Source organism: Cupriavidus nantongensis (assembly GCF_001598055.1).
Classification (GTDB): Bacteria; Pseudomonadota; Gammaproteobacteria; order Burkholderiales; family Burkholderiaceae; genus Cupriavidus; species Cupriavidus nantongensis.
Window position 1 is genome coordinate 2,065,432 of sequence record NZ_CP014844.1, and the last position, 19,312, is coordinate 2,084,743.

The window sequence follows — 19,312 nt, forward strand, 5'->3', positions numbered from 1 at the left end:
TACCTTTGGCTTCGGCGTGCTATCGCTTGCCGTTTCCTGGGCAGGCTGTTGTTGCGGCTTCGCGTGGGACAGCTTCGGTGCTGGCGCGGCCGGCATGCTGATCACTGTAACGGGAGCCGCGAGGGCCGGGGCAGCCAAGGAGACCGCAATTGGTGCAAGAACAGCACTGGCATAGCGTCCGCCACTCGCAAGCAGAGGGGGAACCTTGATTTCTTCAGGGCGCTGGTGCTTCGGTGCAGTGGCAGTGCTTTGAGTTGCATGCGCAGCGATGACGCTACGTCTAGCCTGCAGCAGTGCGCCAGCGGCGGCACACATCATGATTCCCACGCTAGAGATTGACCTTGCCCCTGTTTCGTGTAGCTCTTAACCCACGGTTCACGCGGCCTTTTTACGCTGTGCCTCGTACCAGCGCTGCTCGTACTGCATCGGGCTGAGGTAGCCCAGCGACGAATGCAGCCTGCGGTGATTGTAGAAGGCCATCCAGTCCATCACCGCCTGCCTGGCCTGCTCACGGGTAGCGAATTTGCACCCATGTACGCTGGCTGTTTTCAGCCGACCCCAGAAGCTCTCGGTCGGTGCGTTGTCCCAGCAGTTCCCCTTTCTGCTCATCGATGAACGCATGCCCCAGTCCTTCAAGGCATCCTGGAACTCATGGCTGCAATACTGGCTGCCCCGGTCGCTGTGGAATATCAGTCCAGGAGGTGGCCTGCGGCGCCACCACGCCATGGCCAGCGCGTCCTTGACCAGGCTGGCCTGCATGTGCGGCTGCAGGCTCCAACCCACCACCTGACGGTTGAACAGGTCGATGACCGCAGCCAGGTACAGCCAGCCCTCGTCGGTTTGGATGTAGGTGATGTCGCCACTCCACAGCTGGTTGGGCGCCTCGGGGTTAAAGCGCCGCTGTACCAAGTCGGGCGCCACCGGCAGGCTGTGGCGGCTGTCGGTAGTCACCACGAACTTGCGTTTGGTCTTGGCCCTGATGCCGTGCTGCTGCATGAGCTTGCGCACCCGGTCCTTGCCCACCCGGATGCCCCGGGCCAGCAGTTCCTTTTGCATGCGGGGCCAGCCGTATTCCCCCTTCACCTCGGCGTGGATGGCGCGCATGTACGCCAGCAGGGCTTCGTCGCTGTGACGCCGGGCAGGTCCACCGTGGCCAGACTCACGCCGGCGTAGCCAGTTGAAGTACCCGCTTGCGCTGACCTCCAGCACCCCGCAGGACACACTCACCGGGTACAGCTTTCTCATTTGGTGAATCCAGGCGTACCTCGCAGCGTGTCCTGCGCGAAGTACGCCGCGGCTTTTTTTGCGATGTCGCGCTCCATGCGAAGGCGAGCATTCTCTGCACGCAACCGGGCTATCTCCATCTGCTCGGGCGAAACCTGGATGCTCTTGTCTCCACCGCCCGCACCGTCCAATTCTCCCTTGGCTGACAGCCGTACCCAGTTGCCCAGGCTCGCTTTGGGAATGCCCAGTACCTTGGCCACCACCGCAATCGCCTGACCCGAGCGGACCTGCCGAACAGCCTCCTGCTTGAACTCTCGCGTGTACTGCGCACGCACCTGCTTGTCACTCATCTCTGAACTCCTTGTCGGTATTTTCAACAAGGGTTAAGAACTCCAGTTTTCAGGGGCAACCTCAAGATCAACAAGGCGCGTGCCACGGAGTAGGCTACCAGGCCGTCTTGACCAAGGATACCGGTCAGAGTTGGGCGCTGGGCCGCTTGCAGGTTCGCCAGTTCCGCCGCTTGGCGCGAGATATTGGCGTCAATGCTTACTGCGTCTCGGAGGCTCTTTGCGCCGTCGGTACGCACCCACGAATACTGGCTCGCACTCTGCCGCTCGGCATTCGAGCGCAAAGCCGCTGCCGATGCTCGCTGACCTTCAATGGCCGCGCGCAGATACTCGACACGAGTAACAGAGGCCTGGGCATCGGAGGAAGCGGCCTGCGCCAGTGCGACTTGCGTTGCGTAGATGGTTACACCTTCGAAGGCCAATAGCGCCATGCCAAACACGGTCAAGCGACGACGCAGCGATGCCAGACGTGCGCGCGGCAGTAGCGCGGCCACGCTGAATGCCAACACTTCGGCTACGATCATCAGGACACCTGCAGCCACGAGAGCATCGCGAGCCAGCGCGTCGGCTTCAAGCTTGAGCAGGCCGATGATAAAGAAGTCGGCTGTCACAGCCGAAGCAGCGAGGCCGACCAAGCCCACCAGGATGGCAAGCACTGTGTAGGCGCGAGCTGGCAGATGCGTATTCTGTTCCGCCGTGCCGTGAACGGGAGAAGGGTATGATTGAGTCAGCATTTCCAAATCTCTCTGATAGGTTTGGGGTGTCAGGCGTTGGTTAGGGCTGCAATCCCTCTCCAACGCCGCTTTCTATCTGGGTTCAAGCAAACAGGGGCAAGCGGTACTGATCGCCTGCAGCAGGCTGCAAGCGGCGCGCTGCCGCCGACATCCAATCGGTCATCTCTTTCGTCCGATGATCAAACGAGTTGGAAATGCCGGCCTTGCGTGCGTTGATGCGTGCGCCGAAGTCGTAGGCCATCGAATCGGCAGACGCGATCCACGGCATCATCTTGACCTCTTCCAGCGCTGCGCCCTTCACGCCGAACAGGTGTGCTCGCGAGTTGGCGGGGAACGCGCTTTCGAGCCGAGACAGGATCGCGTAGAGACCGTGTGACGGGTGCTTGAGCGTGCGCCGGCATACCGATCCAATCCCAATCAGTGCGGGTTGGTCCAGCCATGGCTGCCAGCGCTCCCAGACGCGCATGGTCAGATCCAAGCTCCGTTCGTAATCACTTGCCGACCAGCCCTGCAGGATAGGCACCGGAGGGCGGACCATATTGGCGACAGTAGATGGCGAGCATTCCTTGGCGAGTTCGTTCTGCCAGTCGTACAGAACCCGCAGGCACCCTTCGAGAAGCGTCGCGGTAGCGTCGATGCGAAAGTCGATCTCTTCCTGATTTGCGGCCACCTCCGGCTCGCAGCACATGTCAGGAGCGCTGTACCAGCTTGCGCCACTGACGGCAGCGAGTTCGAGATACTGTGCGTAGGACCAGGGGAAGATCCCTGCCATACCTGACTGCTTGCCGCGCGACTGCCACAGCTTCATGGCAGTGAATCCCGCGCTGTCCAGCGCGAAGTCCGTCTCTGTCAAGTCAGTCGCTTCCGGGAAGCGAAAGGAACGCGTTTCGGGGTGCCAGAAGGCATTCGCGCTGACCATGACCGGGTAGCTCTTGTTGAATGCGTGGAAGGCCAAGCGTCCGCTCTTGTGCGGCACGCCGGCACGCATCACCAAATCCTCACCCAGCTCGGCGTTCTGTTGATTGATGGGCATCCCCGGCTTCTCGCCGATCAGATTGATCATGGCCTCGCTTCGGAAGATCTGCTTTTGCATGGCGTTTCTTGATGGTCTGTCCAAACAACAGACTTCATAATATACGCACATGTGCGTATATGCAAGCGGAGATTGCCAATTCCGTAAGATGGACGTTGCCTCGCATTGCCACCCCATCAAATCTCTGCGCGCGGACACCAATCGGGCTTACGTCGCAACGTCCTGTTGGGTGAATATCTCTCGCCCTTCCGTGAATTCCCGATTTCTCAGGACCGCGCAATGTCGGTGTGCGGGAGCGATGCCACCGAGGCGTACGAAATCGGTGGGCTTGATGGCTCTTCTGCAAAGACGGCAGCGTGGCGCCGCCTTTACGACTTCTGGTTTCCGGTTTCCGCGCGCCACCTCATCTCCTTGTGTATGCCGGGCCGTAGCGCGGGCGAGCTGTGGTTAGGCGGTTTGCGTCACAGCGTCAGGACACACATCAAACCAGCGCTGCCCACTATTCCAAGCGTCGATGATGGCGCCCAGCGAAATCTCCTCTTTGCCCAACACACCTTTGACTCCGGGGCGGATCATGGTTTCGCGCGAAAGCATCACGCCATCGTGGCCGCGTACGCCCTGGCCATCCGCGCCGAGATTGATGGCCAACTTGCCATCGTCGCGCAGCACGGTCGAGTATCCAACGCCAGCCAGGCGGAACAGGGAGCGCGAGAACGGCGTAGGCTGCACGGAAAACTCGCCGGGGGCGATCAGATCCCTACCGGTCGTGACCCACTTGTTGCCGATCTTCCAGCGGCCGGGCTCGGCAAGCGTCGACGGGAGAAACTGGCCGCCTTTATAGAAATACCCGTTGACGCCAGTTTCGCCACCTGCTGTTGCCTTCGTGCGTGCCATCATTCATCCCCTTGAGTTTCTGTGGCTGAGTTGTGGTTAGTAGGTGATGGCGTTGCGCAGCGCATCGGCTTCCATGAATGCGCCATGTTTGGGGATATAGCGACCAATGGCGACGTTCAGCTTGACGACTTTCAGCTTGCGCATGGTAGCCAGCGCCTTGAAAGCTTCGTCACGGGTGCAGCCAGTGAGTTCCTGCACAGTTTCGGCGAAATTTTCCTCCGCGTTCACCATGCGCTGGGCGATCTGCTTGGTGCCTTCCATCATTCATCCCCTTGTGTTGCGTTTTCAGGCCCGCCAGTGGTTAGCGGCTGATGATGTCCAGCACACCGCGTGCGTAGCTGCGGGCAACCATACTTTGTGCGTCAATTTCGGCTTTTTTCTTCACCGAATCCCATCCGCGCAGCCAGTCACGTCGCAGGTGGATCGTGTTCATGTTGGCCTTATTCCACGGGCAAGCGCTTCGCGGCTCGCCTGCTTCTGCTGCCGTTTGGCCGCGCATTACTGCGTCGCTGTTCTTGTGTTCCATCTTTCATCCCCTTGCGCGTGTTGCGTTGATCAGCGGTGCGCGGTGAGCGCGGCCTGCCCGCTATTGGCACGGTCGGTATAGTGCTCGGCGATGGCCAGCACCTCATTGGGCACCCAGTCGTTGATCTGCGTTGGGTAGAACCCGTTTCGCTGCCAGCGGCCCATCGTCGTGCTGGCCAGATGGCAAAACGTCTTGCCATCTCGCTCCACACCCTTACCCAGGACGCGCCACGTGCTGCCGTCGTGCTTGATCTTCAGCTCCATCTTTCATCGCCTTGCATTTGCCCCGCAGTAGCGGGCGGAAGTTGATCCCAGATAAACCTGCTTGCAGTGTTAGCCGATGACTTCAATCTTCAAGGCGCGCATAACTGCAGGATTCGGGTTAAAGCCGCCTTTGACTTCTACGGGGTCAGTGGTGCGCCTTTCGCCTATCAACACCTCAACAGATTCAACAACATATTCTGCGGTGAAGTCGTCCAGTGCTGTAACACTGCTTACGGTCCGGGTGGTGATCTTCGAGCCGTCAAGGCGGGTGTTCGTTCTTACTCGTGCGATACGGGTTCCGATTTCCATCTTTCATCCCCTTGCGTGTTGCGTGCCTTCATTATATACGCACATGTGCGTATATGGCAAGAGCGCATTTAAGGATGCCAACATTGCCGCGCCTCCGGATGGCGAGGGCCACCATCTCAACAGAGATCGGCGCCGGCTGTCTCAGGCGGGTTGCGCGGCAATATCCTGCTGGATGAACTCGAACTCATCCACCAGCGTGGATCGGTCAAGTCCAACGTACTCCCAGCATTGGCGCGCGGTCGGCATGATGCCGCCAGTGATCTGCCTTACCTTACCCAGCAGACCAAAGTTCTCGCGCGCAAAACAGTAATCAGCGTCCGGATACTGCCGCGCCATTTCACGCACAGTGGCGGCGGCTGTCAAGGTAGTTGTCGTGTGAGGGTGTCGAATTACGCGGCTTCTCTATAGGCGTCGGCCTCCTTCGATTTCGGAGTCTCGGGATTCAGGTGGACCTGGTCGATGTAGCTCCAGTTGCGGGTCTGTGTTGACCAACGTTGTGGATTGGCTTTGCGCGCCAGTTCGTAGACGACGGCGCGATTTGCGAGCAGGGCCTGGTCTTGCCCCGCATGGCGTTGATTGGGCGTCACGAAGCCGATGGCGCTATGACGATGCTCATCGTTGTACCAACGCACGAGAGCGGTGGCCCAACGACGCGCTTGCAGCAGGTTCTCAAATGGTTTGACGGGCAGTTCCGGGCGGTACTTCAGCGTGCGGAACAGGGCTTCCGAATGGGGATTGTCATTGCTTACCGAGGGGCGGCTGCGGCTGGGCGCCACGCCCAGGCGCTGCATGGTCGCCAGCATCGTCTCGCCCTTCATCGGAGAGCCGTTGTCCGAGTGCACCACGAGTTGCCCTGCGGCGATGCCCTGTCTGGCGCAGATGTCCTGCAGCAACCCCGCCGCTTGCTCCGCGCTTTCGCTGTCGAACACCTGCCAGCCTACGATCTTGCGGCTGAAGAGGTCGACGAACAGGTACAGATAGAAGTGGATGCCACGCACGCACGTAGGCAAATACGTGATGTCCCAGCAAAAGACCTGGTCGGGCCGTGTTGCTGTCAGCGCCCGCGGCCTGCTGCGCTTTTGCGGCGCACGCTCCGGCCGGCGATGGCGCATCTGGCCGGCCTGATGCAGCAGCCTGTATAGCGTCGATTCGCTGGCAATATAGCGCCCCTGATCGGCCAGACGGGGCACGATCTGGCTCGGTGGCAGATTCTTGAACTCGTCGCCATTGAGCACCGCCATGGCTGCCTTGCGCTCGGCTTCGCTGAGCTTGTTGGCCGGCTCCGCCCGTTCGTGCAGGCCCTTCACACGACGATCCCCGACCCGCCCTTCAGGACGCCGCCAGCGCTGCACGGTCCGCGCGGACAAGCCAATCTGGGCGCACGCCGGCTCCAGCCTCGCACCGGCGGCGCAGGCTTCTTGAATCATCGTCAGCAGAGTTTGGCGCTGCTGGGTGCAGGTCATCAGTCCTCGTCCCCCAACAGCGCCTGGAATTTTTTTTGCAGCACCAGCAGCGCCGCTGCCTCGGCCAGCGCGCGCTCCTTGCGCCGCAATTCGCGCTGCAGCACCTCGTGCTTGTCTTGCAGGGCCTTAAGCTCTGCCTTGGCTTCGCGCCGCTCTTGCAGCGTCTCGGGGGCGGGGCTGCCGCAAAAGGCCTCGCGCCACGCTGTCAGTTGGTGCTCAAACAGCCCCTTCTCGCGGCACCAGGCGTGCAGCGCCTCACCGCTGAGGCCATGACTCTCCTGCAGGGCCAACAGCCGCTCGGCGGCACTCCATTGGCGGGCCGGCAGGCTCTCGGGAAGGCCGCTAGGCATCGCAACTTCAGCTTTGCCTTTGCGCGGCTCCTTGAGCCAACCCTTGAGGGTGTGCAGCGGCATGTTCAACTCTGCCGCAATGTCTGCCAGCGTACGCGTTCCGCGCTGCCTGGCTTTGCTCAGTGCCTGCTCTTTGAATTCAGGCGTTCTTCTCATTCTTTGCATTTGCTCTTGTCGTTCCGACGCGGGTCACCCGCTGGGAAATGGAACCGACATCTATTCTGCCGCGGGGGGGTGGCAAGGATCTTTCGCCTTGTGGCTTGACGGTCGATGCTCATCATTCACCCCCTAGTGCGTGCGCAAGGCATCGCGCCGTGCAACCGGTTGCGAGCTGGAAGCACAAGCTGCTTCATTGACCCACTCGCACCGGGGGCTTCTCGCCAGGAGCTGCCGACCGGAAGATGTAGCATTCGCCAGGCACGTGAACTATATGACCGGACTCATCTAGGTTCCAACACGAAGGGCCTGCGCTCTTCACACCCCCGTCAACGATCTGGATCGGCGGACGCTCCGACCGACCTTCGGTTCGCAACGTGCCTTGTGCGGGACGCGATTCACTGTACAGAGTGACCACCGTCACATCGTGACTGTCCGCCACTGGCTGCAACGCTATTGCGTGCGAATCTGTTGCCGCCAGCATTAACAGCGCTGCTGCGAGCCCGAGATAGGGATTAGTGAAAGTTGTTGTTTTCATTCTCTTTGTGGATCGTTCAGGTTAGGCGAAACGCGGACCAACGAACTCGGGGCCTGCCATCTGCACTAGCAAAGCGATGGCACCATCGATGCCTCCGAAGGCGACAGCAGCGACCGGCCCGGAATGGGAGTGCAGATAAACGTGGTGCGGGTGCTTCGCCCATGCAGCGTGGTTGGCGAGTGCAGGCGTGTAGCGGCGCGGCGAAATTGCGCCATGGCCCCCAATGTGATCGCGGCGAATTGCGGGTTCTGTTGCCATCTTTGGCTTCCTTGCGTGCATGTAGGCGAGGTTGTGGTTAGGCGTCCTGGCGTGCAATCTCGCGCTCCCATTGGGAAGCATCGAAACGCTCGCGAAGCTCTTTCATACTGCGTCCGACGGCGGCAGCGAGGTGCGTGTCTTCGTCCTCTACCGCGTCAATTTGTCGATCCCGCCATTCGCGGTAGGTTGATACGGCTAGCTGCAATTCTTCCTTTGCATAGAACGCGGCGCTAGCGACGCTGAGGTCTTGCACTCGGTGCAATGCGACTGACATCTTTCTCACTCCTCACTGCACTGATAGCAGGCGATGGCTTTCGCAAGGCCTGCAATCGAGAACAGATCCAGCCCGTCGCGGTCGGCGTGAGTCAGCACGTCATGGGCGTGCTGTAGCGTCCAGTGGTCGTCACGGATCAGGGCGCCGAATTCTTGCGCAGCCTTGTCGATTCGCGACTGCACTGCGCGAGCGCTCATGCTTTGGTGTGCCATCTTTTATCCCCTTGCGTTTTGCACGTGAACGAAGTCCGCTTCACGCGCCGATACTCTTCGCCACCATGTCATCACGGCGGCCGGGTTGGTCGCGCCAGAGGCGCTTCACAGCATTTCTCGCAGCGCCATGGCGAGGTCGTTGGCGCCGCTCAGGGGGCGTTCGAGGTCGCTGGTGTAGTTGCAGATGACATCGCAGCCATTGGTGGCGTAGACCAGATAGATTGAGCCCACACGGCTCCACTGCGGCGCCGTCACGTCGTTCTCGCTTTCCTCGCGGCGCTCCATGACATTGATCCATTCCTCGTCGCAGTGGCCGATGTGGGGCATCACGCGCTCCCACTGTGTAGCGCTCTTGACCGGCGTGTCCTTGCCATCGTCAATCGTAATGGCGTAGCCGGCCCCTATCAGGTCTTGCACGGCGAGGCGGATGATGGCGCGCTCGATCAGGATGCGCTGGGCGACGTCATCGCCGCCAATCTCGTAGGCTGCGGCGTATGCCTTGTCGTCGGGCTCGGTGAACACATGGGTGGCAGCCTGGGTACGCAGGCTGGCCAGCAGGGTGGCGGCGTCGGGGCGTTGGGTCTGGGTGGTCATGGCTCTCTCTCGGTGTGCCCGCCGTAGCGGGGGCGTTTTCCGTTGATCAGGCGTCGAAGCCGCGTTCGCGCAAGTACTGGCGCGCTTCGGGCACGGTATCGAAGAGGCAGCGCACCAGCGCGCCATCGTTCCAGTGCAGTTCAGTGCGGGCGCAGTCCCCAAACACTTTCAGAGTGGCGCGGTCTGCGGTGTAGTGGTTGCGGCCGGTGGCGAGATCGTTGGCGTACATCATCACTCGTCCCTCAGCCTGCGATCTTGGCCGGGTCGAAATCGGCGTGCGCGGCGGTGTTCCATGCATTGCCCCACAAGTTGAGATTCGTCTGGCTCTCGAAATCCATGGGCACGCCACACAGTTCGAATGCCTCGACCATGGCCTCGTTCGCATCGCAAAAGTCGTGGGAATGGCAGATTCCCTCGTCGGCTTCGGCGCGGTTGCGCTCGATGACTTCGGACAACTCTTCGCGGGTCAGATATTCGCGGATGGTGCGGGCAAAAGCGCCGGCCAGCGTCGCCGGCTTGATTGCGGCTGGGGTCGGCTCCGGCTCTTGCGGCGCCAGTTTGGCGGCCACGCGCGCGGCGGCAGCGTACTTGCCAGCATCAAGGGTGTCCCAGCTCTTGTCGGCGGCTAGCGTGTGCAGCGCATCGGCCTCGCCGGCTACCAGCACCGGCCATGCCTCAACCATCACGCCCGTGCACTTGCCATCAGCGAAGATGAACACATCGCCGTCGCGCAGTTCGCTGGCGGACTGTGACCAGTCGTAGACGGCGCTGCCGTCGGTCAGGGGGCACCCCACCACGCGCACGCCGTCAATCACCGGCACGGCCAGCACGCTGCGCATGCGGATCTCCCAGTCTTCGTTGCCCGAGAAAACATTGGCGCTGTGCAGGGCATCGCGGACTTGCGACAGGGTGATCGATTGATTGGCTTGCATGCTGAGCTCCTCGGTAAGTGGTGCAACGGTTTCTATATTATACGCACATGTGCGTAGTGTCAACACCACATAGGGCTAAGATAACTGCTATTATCTAAGGGCTATTTTTTGCCGGCAAAATTGGACCGCTATCTTCACGCTGGCAAAAAGCCAATCCGATCAATGACTTAGTAAGCACACGATGCGCAAGCCCATTTCGACTATCGAGCGTCTCGGCATGCACCACTTCGCCCATCTGAAAGCGGTGGCGATGGGTGTCCCATTCCAGGCGGCGGCGCTTCGCTATTTGGGCATTCACCATGGCCACCAGGCGGCGGGCGTGCACCGGTTGACGGTGGAATCGGTGCGGGCGCTGGCTCGCCGTCAGCATGAGCCGGCGTGGCGCTTGATCGGCCTCGTGATCCGTGTGGACGTGGAAATGCAGCAAGGTCCGTCCCTTGCGGAGTTCGTCGCCTCCCGGGGCTTGGAAGACTGGAGCGAGGAGGACGTCGGGCGGTTCTACCTGGAGGCTTATCCCGAACAAGCCGAGGCAGCCGGCTCGGCGCGGACGAAGCGGCGCGAGCGGTTGCGCAGCGCGCAGCTTGCGCTGCTGGAGAAGCTGGAAAAGCGGTCGGTAGTGCCGCCCTCCCCTGTCGACCCCGTGGCCACCTGGTTTGATCCGATCACGGCCCAGCGACTCATGGACGCAGGCATGGTCTCGCTTCTGGACCTGGCCGACCGCATCGCACTCGGGGGACGCTGGTTTGGGGCCATGCCCGGTGTGGGCGTCAAAAAGGCCGAGCGCATTGCAGCGTTTGCTCGGGACTTGCTGGGCGACAAATTCCCGCTGCAGCGTCGGTTCGCTGCGCCGCTCGACGACTGCAGCGACGACGCTGCAATGTCGCCAACGGGACTGCCCGACTTGCTCGATACGCAGCGACTCCCATTCCAGCTCACGTACGAGTCCACCTACAGCGTCCTGGCGGCGCGCAGCGATGCCGATGCAATTGGCGAATGGATTGCGGCGAAGGCAGGCTCTCGGCAGACGGCGCTGGGCTACCGTCGTGAAGCGACTCGGCTGCTGCTGTGGCTCCGAGAGGAGGGTGGAGGCAAGGGATTCGGCGACATGACGGCAAGCGACTGCACGCGGTACGCTGCATTTCTGGCGGACATCCCGCCGCGCTGGCGGTCGAAGGCGCGGGCCAGGCCCGGCGCTGAGGGCTGGGCACCCTTCCGTGGTCCGTTGAGCCATCAGAGCCGCCAGTACGCGCTCAATGTCCTGGGAACGTTTTTCACGTGGTTGCAGGCGGCGCAGTACATCCCAAGCAACCCATGGGTGTTGGTCAATCGGAAGCTTGGTGACGATCCTGCAGCGCGCCAGCTTGACACCAAAGCCATCGGCGAGGGAGCCATGACGGAGATCCTGCGGGTCATCCACGCACAGCCAGATTCCCCGTCACGCGCCAGAATCCTCTTCATCTTGGGCTTTATGGAAGCGGTCGGACTTCGCTCGCAAGAGCTTATTTCGGCTCGTCTGAAGGACTTCAGCCTGGAACCGGAAGGCTGGGTGCTGCACGTGTACGGGAAGGGCGCCAAGAACCGTGTGGCTGCGGTCCCCGGGCAAGCGCTGGATGCCCTGCAGGCGTATCTGCGTGCGCGGGGGCTGGGCGGCCTTGAAACGGCATCCGGAGATTACCCGCTGCTGGCGAGTCTTGGTGACTCGTCCCAGCCCGTCGGATACCAGGCGCTGCATGAGCACGTCAAAGGCTGGCTGAAGAAGGCTGTGGCCGCCTCCGCTCTGCCTGAGCACGAGAGGCGCAAGCTGGCCGGCGCTTCCACGCACTGGCTTCGGCACACCTTCGGGACGCGCGCAGTGGCCCGACACGTTCCGCTCGATGTCATTCAGGAGCAGCTCGGCCATGCGAGCATTCAGACGACCATGAACATCTATGGTCGCGCTCCCATCCAACGCCGAACCGCAGAGCTCGGCAAAGCCTTCGATACGCCGAGCACGACGGATACGTGAGCCAATTTGGGAGTCATCGTTGCGCCTTGCACGCGTCCCATATTCACTCACGTATGGCGCAAGGAATCTCACAGATGCTCCCAGACCCACTCACGATGGGTCCCATTGGGGCTCACACTGACTCCCTCGGATGCTCACATATCGGGCGGCAACCCCTTGATGGGCTTGGTGCTTCCCGAATGCAAAGGTCTTAAAGGGCCTTGAAGTTCTTAAAAAACCATGTTCGGGGCCGCAGACGGATTGAGATAGCCAGCGTGAGACATCCTTGGCAGCATGACTCCCATTCCATCTCACGTATTGGTCTTCTGGCTAACACGTAGCAATCTTTTGCAGCAAAAGACTCCGCGCCATCTACGAGGCATTCAGGAAGTCGGTGATGAGCTTAACCAGTGCGTCGTGTCGGGCCGGTTCCAGCGCGCCCGGCTCGAATTCCACGACCGCCCTGCCCTTCGGTCCGATTCTCAGCGACGCAGCCGTCTGCCCACGTGCCTGGATAGGAATCGAGGGTTTCGGGCTCTTCGCGGTCAGATTCAGAAGTCGCTCGATGACTTCTGCCGGCGTAAGGCTGTCGCGGTCTGGTTGGATGGCGCGCGCTCGTTCCAGCATGCCGTCTGGATCGCTTTGCAGTGCATCGGCGAGCGGCTTCGCCCAGCGAACTTGAATCACCATCGGCGACGGAAAGGCTTGGACCACGGCATCGGGCAACTGCGCCAACTTGCAACAGCGTGAGGCATCGGAAAGGTTGACACCGAGTTCGTCGGCGAGTCGCCTCAGGCTGGGATACAGTCCTTCCTTCAGGGCGTGGTTGTACATGCGCCCCTGCTCCCACGCGCTCAGGTTCTCTCGCTGTCGATTCTCGCGGTCCATCTCTGCAAAGAGGACTCGGTCATCCATCGAATCGACAACGATGGCGTTGACTGGGAGGCTAAGCTCCAGGCAACCGTGGTGGCGCCGATGGCCGTAGACGATTTCATACTCCAGCGCGGTGCGTCGTTCTTGCGGGGGTGTTTGACCGTCAAACACCCTGCGAACCTTGATGGGCTCAACGTTCCCGCCGGCGTTTTGGAGTTCGGCCTTGAACGCCTCCCAGTCTGGGCCTTTGAAGTTGAGTTCGTCACGGTTTGCCCATCGGCTCCGGCGAATGCTGTTGGGGTCGAGTTTTCGAACAAGCTCCGCGCCCTCGTACTCGGCCAAGCGCTGGCTCGCCTGGTCAAGACTCGCTTGGGTTTCCGTGAGCTTGCGTTCTATGTCGCTATTGCCCGCGATGGCGCCCATGACCATCCCGACTCCGGTTTGCGGTCGCGCGACTGCGGAAGTCCCCGCATTGCTACTGCGCTTTTCATACGCACTCATGTCGATTTCTCCGACCAAGGTGCCAAGTCTCTTCTTTGTCATATTTTGCTCCAGCCAACGTCTTGGCTCAGGGTGTTTGACGGTCAAACACCTGCGTGGATGTGGCGCGCAGCGTCGCTGCAGTGGGTTCGTTGAAGGGGGTGTTTGACGGTCAAACACCTCTCAAGAGCCCTCTTCATCAATTCGTACGGTGACGCTGCCAGGTGGCTCGGATCAACGCCTCTATCTGCTCCGTAGCCTGGTCGTATGCGCTGAGGGCGCGCTTGTACGTCCGGGGGTCGATCATTTCTTTGAGCTTGGGTGACTCATCGTAGATCGTGCCGAAGTTGGCAGCGCTGGTTTCCGTGGCCTTGGTTTCCGGAATCTCGACGGATAGAACTTTGCCTTCGTAGGTCTTGTATATCCAGTCCTTGACCGCTGTGATGGTGTCGTCCGCTTCGATCTTTCCGCGTACCTTCACTTGAGTCATCAGAACCCGAACGAAGTCAAATTCCTTCGTAACCCCTCGCTGCTCAACGAGTTGGGCAGCGAGGTCCGAGAATAGCCGCCAGAACTGGGCGGCCGAGGCGACGGCAAGCGCGTTCGGCGGCAGCGGCATCAGAATGCCGTCAGACGCCATGATCGCGTTGATCGTGACATACGAGAGGGCAGGGGGCGTGTCGATTAAGATCACGTCATAGTTCTGGCGCGCCTCGTCAAGCGCCAAGTTAAGAACGTCCCAGAACTGGAAATGCGGGTCTCGCATCTGCCTCGCGGGCAGCGCGAATTCCGCCGCAAAGAGTAGGGGCGCGGCGCCCACCACATCGATACCATGCCAGTACGATTCTCGAATCGCACTGCTAATGCTCGGCTCGGTCCCCATGCAAACCGGAAGAATAGTGTCATCCTCCGTGACTTCGGTAGCTGGCAAAATACCGAAGAGGGTGGTGAGAGACCCCTGCGGATCGCAGTCCACCACGAGGACTCTATGGCCCTTCAGCGAGAGACCTTGAGCAAGCGTCATGGTGGTCGTGGTCTTGCCGACACCGCCCTTGAAGTTGGCCACAGCGATACAAACGGCATCGTGCCCGGCAGGCTTCAGGTAATTAGCCCGGTATTCGCGAACCCAAGCATGAACCTCGGGCAGTGCGAACTCCCGTCGGTTTCCGCTCCCGTTGATCTGCCCTTTTGGCAGGTGGTCATCCTTTTTGGACCGGTAGGCTATTGCATTCCGGTCCACACCACACAGATCGGCGAGCTGCGTCGCGTTGAATCGAGGAGACTCTTTCCTGCTGTCCGGCGCAAGCAGCTTGCCTCTGACGGCATCCATCATGAACTCGGCACGGTCTGCCTGTTCCATGATGCTGGCCAAGGATTCGGGCTGCAGGAGGATTTCTTCAAGGATAGCCATCGCGTGTTAGTGGCGTAGGTTGAGGTGATCGCATTCTCCTACACTTCAGCAAAAAACTACAAGAGTCGCGAAAAAGCTTGTGAAAAGTCAGCGACGAAAGGCCCCGTGTGATGATTCCGGGCGGTTCTTGGTCTGAATATCTCACCTAGCCCCGTGCTTTGGGGTTTAAGAAAGTTTACAAGCCTTCAACCCCTTTAAATCCTTTGCACTCCGTAAATCGGCATTAAATCAACGAGTTATATGCAAATGTGTGAGCTTATGTGGGAGCGAGTGTGAGCTTCTATGGGGGTCTATGTGAGTGGGAATGGGAGCTTACGTGAGGGACCCTGGGAGTTCCCGTGAGTGAATCTGGGAGCGGTTTTTACCCTGTGAATGACTCCCACAACGGCTCACGTATGGCCGGATAGAGTCCTTTGATGCACGGCCATGCGTGAGGCCAGGCGGCCAACTGTCGTTTCCAAGCATCGTGGCCAGAGGATGTGTGAGCCCCAATGGGGGTCGACCTGGGCATGGCACTAGCAAGATGCGTGAGGTGTGTGGTTAAATTCGCCTCACATATGTTGCTGTCACGTGCGCATGAAACAAATCGAACTCTATCCGGTAGATGCCCCAGAAGCTCGCGATGAACTTCTGCGCAAGCATGTGAATGCTATCGCTCTCATGCCAACCAAAGGCGGGGGAAAGATATCCGCCTTCGACAGTACCCTGTATGACGTGCTCCTCTATCGCGCACAGGGCATGGGAGATAGGGACGAGTACTCGGCACGCATGCACGAGATCGTCAAGGACCTTAATTTCGATAGCAACAACACGGAACACATCAAGAAGGCATTGAAGAACCTCATGAAGACCATCGTCGAATGGCAGAGCCCGACGAGCGGCGAGATCGAGGTGTGGGACGCCTGTGTTCTGCTGAGTGGCGCATCAATCAGGAAGGACAAGCGCACCAACGCAGTGGAGGTGAGGTGGCGCTACGACACACAGATCAAGGCGCAGTTGCTGGATCCGGACCGCTACGCAGGTTTGCTGTTGAAGTCCATCACGCAGTTGCGCTCGCACCCGGCGAAAGCGTTGTATAGGATTTGCGCGCGCTATGTCGACAACCCTGGTCGGAAAACGGCCCGCCAGCATTGGCGCTGGTGGCGCCCCGTGCTTTGCGGCCAAGTCTACGACGAGAACAAAGGGGAGTATCGCTATTTCAAGCGTGATGTTCTTCAGCCTGCTATCGCCGAGATCAACGCCAACACGGAGTTGGAAGTCAGCCTGCTTCCGGAATTCAAGGAGCGTGACAACAAGACGGTGTCCGACATTCAGTTCGAGGTCCGATTGAAGGGGCTCGCCAAGAAGCCGCAAGCGCCTGGCAGCAAACCGCTGGACAAGGTAGAGCCGGCCGACCTGAAGCTGATCGGACAAGCGCTGAAGCTCGGCGTGGCTCAGGACGAAGCCGAAGGGCTGTATCGAGAGCACGGTGCAGAGGCGTTGCAGAAGGGGCTGGGCGATCTGGAAAAGCGCGTGGCAATGCCTCCGCAAGTCGCGGGTGCAGTGGAGAAGCCGGGTTCTTATCTCCGCTCGCTCATGCGGCCGAAAGCCGCCGCGCAAGTTCCGGCATCCGAGGCCAGTCCGAAAGCCCGTCAAGGAAAGGATCTGGAACGAAGCAAGGCGGCCTTGCTTGAGGAGTGGTTGCGGCAGAAGAAAGATGAGCTACGGTCTCTCTTCCAAGAGCTGCCGGAAGCGGAGCAGGAGGAATTGCTGGCGACATTCCGCTCGTACCACGAGCTTCAACCGTTAATCAAGCGATTCGAAACATCCGGCTGGAACCACAAAATGATCCGCGACATCTTCGCGGCGTTCCTTGGGGAGACCTGGCTCGGCGCTGAGTGGAACAAGCCCAAGCCCGATGAACTCCTTGCGCTGGCCTTGGAGAGGCCGACGTCGTCAGCATGACAGCGGAGTGGGGGACTTTTGCAGCAAAAGATACGGTGAGGAGATGGGATTCGCTGGGCTGCAGTGAAAGATGATGCGCGAATTAGCTGGACTGCTCACCAAGCGCGCCCAAGTGGGCGCGTTTGCTTGTCGGCCATTTAATAATGTACTATTACGAAAACCTGCGTCAGCTACGCTAGATTTCGCTTGGATACCCTTGCACAAGCAAGGACCCTTGAGTCGCTGTTCCATCATTCACACTTTCGGAGAGTCCGATGGCAAAAGCCCCAATAGAGACTTCGCAGCCCGTCTCAAAATTTATTGTTGTACATGGAGATAAAGGAGGGGTGGGCAAGTCGATGGTTGCCCAGGCGCTCGCTGACCAACTGATGTGTTCCGGCGCCAAGGTGGCCATCGTAGAAGCGGACACGCAGAACCCGGATGTTGCTCGGATGTTCGGCAACAATCTGCCGGTCGCACAAACGAACGTACGCAGCGAGAACGGCTGGATGGATGTGATGGACTTCGTGATGAAATATCCGGGCCACACCATCATCATGAACACGCCGGCCGGCATTGGCGAATACATGCGCTCCGACATGGAATCGTTCGCCAATTTCCTCAAGGCGCAGGACATGCCGGTGGAGATGGAGTTGTGGTGGGTCATGAACGTCCAGCACGACTCGGTCAATCTGCTCAACGAAGCGTACAAGACGTACGGTCAGTTCTTCTCGCGCGTACGTGTCGTATGCAATCTGCACTACGCTGGCGGCGACAAGTCCCCGCACGGCCCCTTTGTGCTCTGGCACGAGAGCCCGTTGAAGATCCAGATTGAGAAGAAGCAAGGTCTGACGATCTTCTTCCCGGGCCTCCATATCCGCGTGGTGGCGAAAGTGCTGGACCCGCGCAAGATCATGCCGTTCTCGGATGCTGTGGATGCCGTAGTAGGGGAATCGGTGGCGCTTGAGCACAGCGAGCGTTGGAAGCTCCAGCAATGGTTGATGGACTGCCAGAAGGCGTTCGAACCTGCCATTGCTCCTGCCGTCGCTCCCGCAGTCGCAAGCGCCGGGTAAGGGCTCCTCGCAATGTCTAGCAAAACGGTCTGGATGGTGTCGGGCAACAAGGGCGGCGTGGGTAAGTCCGTCTTTTGCCTTGCATTCGCGTCTGCGCTCGAAATGCGCGGCGAACCGTTTGCTGTGTTCGACGGCGATGGGCGCACCGGGGACGTGTTCGCGGCCTTCCGGCGAAAGTGTCCGGCACGCCAGGGCGACTTCCGAGCACTACGCCCGGAATCGCATCTCTGCAATCTGGATCTCATCTATGAGACTCAACTCCAGCAGCTACTTGCAGGTAGCCCGCATTTGATTGTCAACACGCCGGACGGTGCCGACGCTGTTCTGAAGAAGTGGTTTGATGTCACGTTGAGCCACACGGAGGCGAGCAACATCAACTTCCGGTTCGTCTATCTGATGTCGGACCGTCCAGACGGGCTGGAGATGCTGCCGCAACTGGCAGAGAGCTTTCAGTTCCTATATCCGGTGCGCAATCTTCACTTCGGCCAGGAGCGCCGATTCACGGCCTTCAATCAACAATACCTCGATGGCTTCAAAGTGGTATTGGACCTCCCTGCACTAAGAGGCGAGGAGGTTCGGATGCTCTTTGACCTTCAAACCTTCCCTTCTGAGGCGATGAAACTCAAAAAGAAGGGGACCGGCACATACGCAATTCCGACCCTGTCCCGCGCTCGTCTGCACGCATGGCAGCGCCAGGTCAACGAGTTAGTGTGGGACATGGTGGACAACACGGAAATGCCGAATCTGGAGTTCGGCAAATGGTGATGGCAGCAGAGAGCTTTGCTCGCATCGCATCGCATCACTGGATCCGGCATACGGACCAGCCAATCTTCCATGCTTATCTCAGTATCCGGCCGGGGGCAACCTCCGTGTGCGGTGAGGGAAGGGCATTCCAAAGCGTCCGCGAGATGGACGTGCCTGGTGAGCGGTCGCAGTGCTGCGCAAAGTGTTGCGAAGCTCTGTATGGCCGCATCGGCTATCGACCGCCACTCAGCGGGGAGGACTTTGAATGAGGCTCATCAGTGCCGTTGAGGCCTTGAAGAAGCAACCGTTGACCGCAGGCGAGGCAGCCATGCTGCAGGAGTTCCAGCGGCAATTCGACTTGGATGACGATGATCCTCTCAATGTGGTGCTGGCAATGATGGCTCGGAGTCAGATGATCATCGAAACCGCCCCCGACCTTTTGCAGCAAAAGGTAGTTGAAACCATTGAGTTGCATCGGACGAATTTGCGTACGCAGGCAGTCCTGACGGCCAAGGAAATGATCGCAGACATCTCGCATCTTTTGCTGAAGCAGCAGGGAGATATGAAGGCCATTTGGCGCCAGCGGCTGTCGTGGTTCGCCACCGGTGCAGCTTCCATGTTGCTCGTCATGGGAAGCGCTCTGATGTTGGCTCGATGGTGGCACTGAGCCCAGCAGCACACTTTCCAAATTGTTCCCGAACCCGTTCGCAAAGAGGG

At 59.8% G+C, this 19,312-nt stretch carries 23 protein-coding genes; 5 read left to right on the forward strand and 18 right to left on the reverse strand.

Translation table 11 applies throughout. The features are described 5' to 3' along the window. Nucleotides 1-375 precede the first annotated feature (375 nt). The 16 genes from A2G96_RS09715 to A2G96_RS09785 form a co-directional block, all read right to left on the reverse strand. Nucleotides 376-1,574 (reverse strand): IS3 family transposase gene (locus A2G96_RS09715; protein WP_150124094.1). Its coding sequence is split into 2 segments (ribosomal slippage): nt 376-1,307 and nt 1,307-1,574, totalling 1,200 coding nucleotides; the frame shifts between segments, so codons are not numbered across the junction. Nucleotides 1,575-1,597: 23 nt separating this feature from the next. Further along, nucleotides 1,598-2,311: a hypothetical protein gene (locus A2G96_RS09725; protein WP_150124095.1), complete on the reverse strand. Its 714-nt coding sequence runs from the start codon at nt 2,309-2,311 to the stop codon at nt 1,598-1,600. A gap of 76 nt (nt 2,312-2,387) precedes the next feature. Next, nucleotides 2,388-3,398 carry a deazapurine DNA modification protein DpdA family protein gene (locus A2G96_RS09730; protein ID WP_231909642.1) on the reverse strand — a complete coding sequence of 337 codons (1,011 nt, stop codon included), beginning with the start codon at nt 3,396-3,398 and terminating at the stop codon, nt 2,388-2,390. Between the two features lie 387 nt (nt 3,399-3,785). Beyond that, the gene (locus tag A2G96_RS09735) at nt 3,786-4,232 is read right to left on the reverse strand and encodes a hypothetical protein (protein ID WP_062798756.1); all 447 of its coding nucleotides are present in this window, start codon (nt 4,230-4,232) and stop codon (nt 3,786-3,788) included. A 36-nt stretch (nt 4,233-4,268) separates the two neighbouring features. Then, entirely contained in the window at nt 4,269-4,496 is a 228-nt protein-coding gene (locus A2G96_RS09740; RefSeq protein ID WP_062798758.1) for a hypothetical protein, read from the reverse strand. A gap of 37 nt (nt 4,497-4,533) precedes the next feature. Continuing rightward, entirely contained in the window at nt 4,534-4,758 is a 225-nt protein-coding gene (locus A2G96_RS33170; RefSeq protein WP_150124096.1) for a ribosome modulation factor, read from the reverse strand. 29 nt (nt 4,759-4,787) lie between these two features. After that, on the reverse strand, nt 4,788-5,021 hold the full coding sequence (locus A2G96_RS09745) for a hypothetical protein (protein WP_062798760.1): 234 nt from the start codon (nt 5,019-5,021) through the stop codon (nt 4,788-4,790). 69 nt (nt 5,022-5,090) lie between these two features. Further along, nucleotides 5,091-5,330, reverse strand: a complete 240-nt coding sequence (locus A2G96_RS33175) for a hypothetical protein (RefSeq protein WP_150124097.1) — start codon at nt 5,328-5,330, stop codon at nt 5,091-5,093. Between the two features lie 141 nt (nt 5,331-5,471). Next, nucleotides 5,472-5,693: a hypothetical protein gene (locus A2G96_RS09750; RefSeq protein ID WP_150124098.1), complete on the reverse strand. Its 222-nt coding sequence runs from the start codon at nt 5,691-5,693 to the stop codon at nt 5,472-5,474. Between the two features lie 26 nt (nt 5,694-5,719). Then, nucleotides 5,720-6,793 carry an IS3 family transposase gene (locus A2G96_RS09755; RefSeq protein WP_062798766.1) on the reverse strand — a complete coding sequence of 358 codons (1,074 nt, stop codon included), beginning with the start codon at nt 6,791-6,793 and terminating at the stop codon, nt 5,720-5,722. Next, nucleotides 6,793-7,299, reverse strand: a complete 507-nt coding sequence (locus tag A2G96_RS09760; protein WP_062798768.1) for a transposase — start codon at nt 7,297-7,299, stop codon at nt 6,793-6,795. Before A2G96_RS09760 ends, A2G96_RS09755 begins: the two co-directional genes overlap by 1 nt. Before the next feature lie 833 nt (nt 7,300-8,132). Then, complete coding sequence (locus A2G96_RS09765) at nt 8,133-8,369, reverse strand: hypothetical protein (protein ID WP_062798770.1); 237 nt, start codon at nt 8,367-8,369, stop codon at nt 8,133-8,135. A 5-nt stretch (nt 8,370-8,374) separates the two neighbouring features. Beyond that, nucleotides 8,375-8,581 (reverse strand): hypothetical protein, encoded by a 207-nt coding sequence (locus tag A2G96_RS09770; protein WP_062798772.1) that lies wholly within the window; start codon nt 8,579-8,581, stop codon nt 8,375-8,377. Nucleotides 8,582-8,686: 105 nt separating this feature from the next. Further along, a complete protein-coding gene (locus tag A2G96_RS09775) occupies nt 8,687-9,175 on the reverse strand; it encodes a hypothetical protein (protein WP_062798774.1) in 489 nt (162 codons plus the stop codon). A 46-nt stretch (nt 9,176-9,221) separates the two neighbouring features. Beyond that, nucleotides 9,222-9,407, reverse strand: coding sequence for a hypothetical protein (locus tag A2G96_RS09780; protein WP_062798777.1), 186 nt, complete (start codon nt 9,405-9,407; stop codon nt 9,222-9,224). A gap of 10 nt (nt 9,408-9,417) precedes the next feature. Then, a complete protein-coding gene (locus A2G96_RS09785; protein WP_062798780.1) occupies nt 9,418-10,107 on the reverse strand; it encodes a hypothetical protein in 690 nt (229 codons plus the stop codon). A gap of 181 nt (nt 10,108-10,288) precedes the next feature. On the opposite strand from A2G96_RS09785, the gene A2G96_RS09790 reads away from it, so the two are divergent. Then, nucleotides 10,289-12,112: a tyrosine-type recombinase/integrase gene (locus A2G96_RS09790; protein WP_062798782.1), complete on the forward strand. Its 1,824-nt coding sequence runs from the start codon at nt 10,289-10,291 to the stop codon at nt 12,110-12,112. Nucleotides 12,113-12,463: 351 nt separating this feature from the next. Here A2G96_RS09790 and A2G96_RS09795 read toward each other — a convergent pair whose 3' ends face one another. Beyond that, nucleotides 12,464-13,507 carry a ParB/RepB/Spo0J family partition protein gene (locus tag A2G96_RS09795; RefSeq protein WP_082818892.1) on the reverse strand — a complete coding sequence of 348 codons (1,044 nt, stop codon included), beginning with the start codon at nt 13,505-13,507 and terminating at the stop codon, nt 12,464-12,466. A gap of 136 nt (nt 13,508-13,643) precedes the next feature. Further along, entirely contained in the window at nt 13,644-14,855 is a 1,212-nt protein-coding gene (locus A2G96_RS09800; RefSeq protein WP_062798787.1) for a ParA family protein, read from the reverse strand. A 576-nt stretch (nt 14,856-15,431) separates the two neighbouring features. On the opposite strand from A2G96_RS09800, the gene A2G96_RS09805 reads away from it, so the two are divergent. The 4 genes from A2G96_RS09805 (at nt 15,432) to A2G96_RS09820 (ending at nt 19,262) form a co-directional block, all read left to right on the forward strand. Next, on the forward strand, nt 15,432-16,799 hold the full coding sequence (locus tag A2G96_RS09805) for a replication initiation protein (RefSeq protein WP_082818893.1): 1,368 nt from the start codon (nt 15,432-15,434) through the stop codon (nt 16,797-16,799). A 254-nt stretch (nt 16,800-17,053) separates the two neighbouring features. Next, the gene (locus A2G96_RS09810; RefSeq protein WP_082818894.1) at nt 17,054-17,851 is read left to right on the forward strand and encodes a P-loop NTPase; all 798 of its coding nucleotides are present in this window, start codon (nt 17,054-17,056) and stop codon (nt 17,849-17,851) included. Between the two features lie 12 nt (nt 17,852-17,863). Beyond that, entirely contained in the window at nt 17,864-18,616 is a 753-nt protein-coding gene (locus A2G96_RS09815) for a P-loop NTPase family protein (RefSeq protein ID WP_150124099.1), read from the forward strand. 244 nt (nt 18,617-18,860) lie between these two features. Beyond that, the gene (locus tag A2G96_RS09820) at nt 18,861-19,262 is read left to right on the forward strand and encodes a hypothetical protein (RefSeq protein ID WP_062798797.1); all 402 of its coding nucleotides are present in this window, start codon (nt 18,861-18,863) and stop codon (nt 19,260-19,262) included. Nucleotides 19,263-19,312: the final 50 nt, after the last annotated feature.

What these genes read in the sequence shown, in the direction of transcription:
- A2G96_RS09730 (WP_231909642.1), bottom strand. Translation starts at nt 3,398, where the DNA reads ATGCAAAAGCAGATCTTCCGAAGCGAGGCCATGATCAATCTGATCGGC.
- A2G96_RS09735 (WP_062798756.1), bottom strand. Translation starts at nt 4,232, where the DNA reads ATGGCACGCACGAAGGCAACAGCAGGTGGCGAAACTGGCGTCAACGGG.
- A2G96_RS09740 (WP_062798758.1), bottom strand. Translation starts at nt 4,496, where the DNA reads ATGATGGAAGGCACCAAGCAGATCGCCCAGCGCATGGTGAACGCGGAG.
- A2G96_RS33170 (WP_150124096.1), bottom strand. Translation starts at nt 4,758, where the DNA reads ATGGAACACAAGAACAGCGACGCAGTAATGCGCGGCCAAACGGCAGCA.
- A2G96_RS09745 (WP_062798760.1), bottom strand. Translation starts at nt 5,021, where the DNA reads ATGGAGCTGAAGATCAAGCACGACGGCAGCACGTGGCGCGTCCTGGGT.
- A2G96_RS33175 (WP_150124097.1), bottom strand. Translation starts at nt 5,330, where the DNA reads ATGGAAATCGGAACCCGTATCGCACGAGTAAGAACGAACACCCGCCTT.
- A2G96_RS09755 (WP_062798766.1), bottom strand. Translation starts at nt 6,793, where the DNA reads ATGACCTGCACCCAGCAGCGCCAAACTCTGCTGACGATGATTCAAGAA.
- A2G96_RS09760 (WP_062798768.1), bottom strand. Translation starts at nt 7,299, where the DNA reads ATGAGAAGAACGCCTGAATTCAAAGAGCAGGCACTGAGCAAAGCCAGG.
- A2G96_RS09765 (WP_062798770.1), bottom strand. Translation starts at nt 8,369, where the DNA reads ATGTCAGTCGCATTGCACCGAGTGCAAGACCTCAGCGTCGCTAGCGCC.
- A2G96_RS09770 (WP_062798772.1), bottom strand. Translation starts at nt 8,581, where the DNA reads ATGGCACACCAAAGCATGAGCGCTCGCGCAGTGCAGTCGCGAATCGAC.
- A2G96_RS09775 (WP_062798774.1), bottom strand. Translation starts at nt 9,175, where the DNA reads ATGACCACCCAGACCCAACGCCCCGACGCCGCCACCCTGCTGGCCAGC.
- A2G96_RS09780 (WP_062798777.1), bottom strand. Translation starts at nt 9,407, where the DNA reads ATGATGTACGCCAACGATCTCGCCACCGGCCGCAACCACTACACCGCA.
- A2G96_RS09785 (WP_062798780.1), bottom strand. Translation starts at nt 10,107, where the DNA reads ATGCAAGCCAATCAATCGATCACCCTGTCGCAAGTCCGCGATGCCCTG.
- A2G96_RS09790 (WP_062798782.1), top strand. Translation starts at nt 10,289, where the DNA reads ATGCGCAAGCCCATTTCGACTATCGAGCGTCTCGGCATGCACCACTTC.
- A2G96_RS09795 (WP_082818892.1), bottom strand. Translation starts at nt 13,507, where the DNA reads ATGACAAAGAAGAGACTTGGCACCTTGGTCGGAGAAATCGACATGAGT.
- A2G96_RS09800 (WP_062798787.1), bottom strand. Translation starts at nt 14,855, where the DNA reads ATGGCTATCCTTGAAGAAATCCTCCTGCAGCCCGAATCCTTGGCCAGC.
- A2G96_RS09805 (WP_082818893.1), top strand. Translation starts at nt 15,432, where the DNA reads ATGAAACAAATCGAACTCTATCCGGTAGATGCCCCAGAAGCTCGCGAT.
- A2G96_RS09810 (WP_082818894.1), top strand. Translation starts at nt 17,054, where the DNA reads ATGGCAAAAGCCCCAATAGAGACTTCGCAGCCCGTCTCAAAATTTATT.
- A2G96_RS09815 (WP_150124099.1), top strand. Translation starts at nt 17,864, where the DNA reads ATGTCTAGCAAAACGGTCTGGATGGTGTCGGGCAACAAGGGCGGCGTG.
- A2G96_RS09820 (WP_062798797.1), top strand. Translation starts at nt 18,861, where the DNA reads ATGAGGCTCATCAGTGCCGTTGAGGCCTTGAAGAAGCAACCGTTGACC.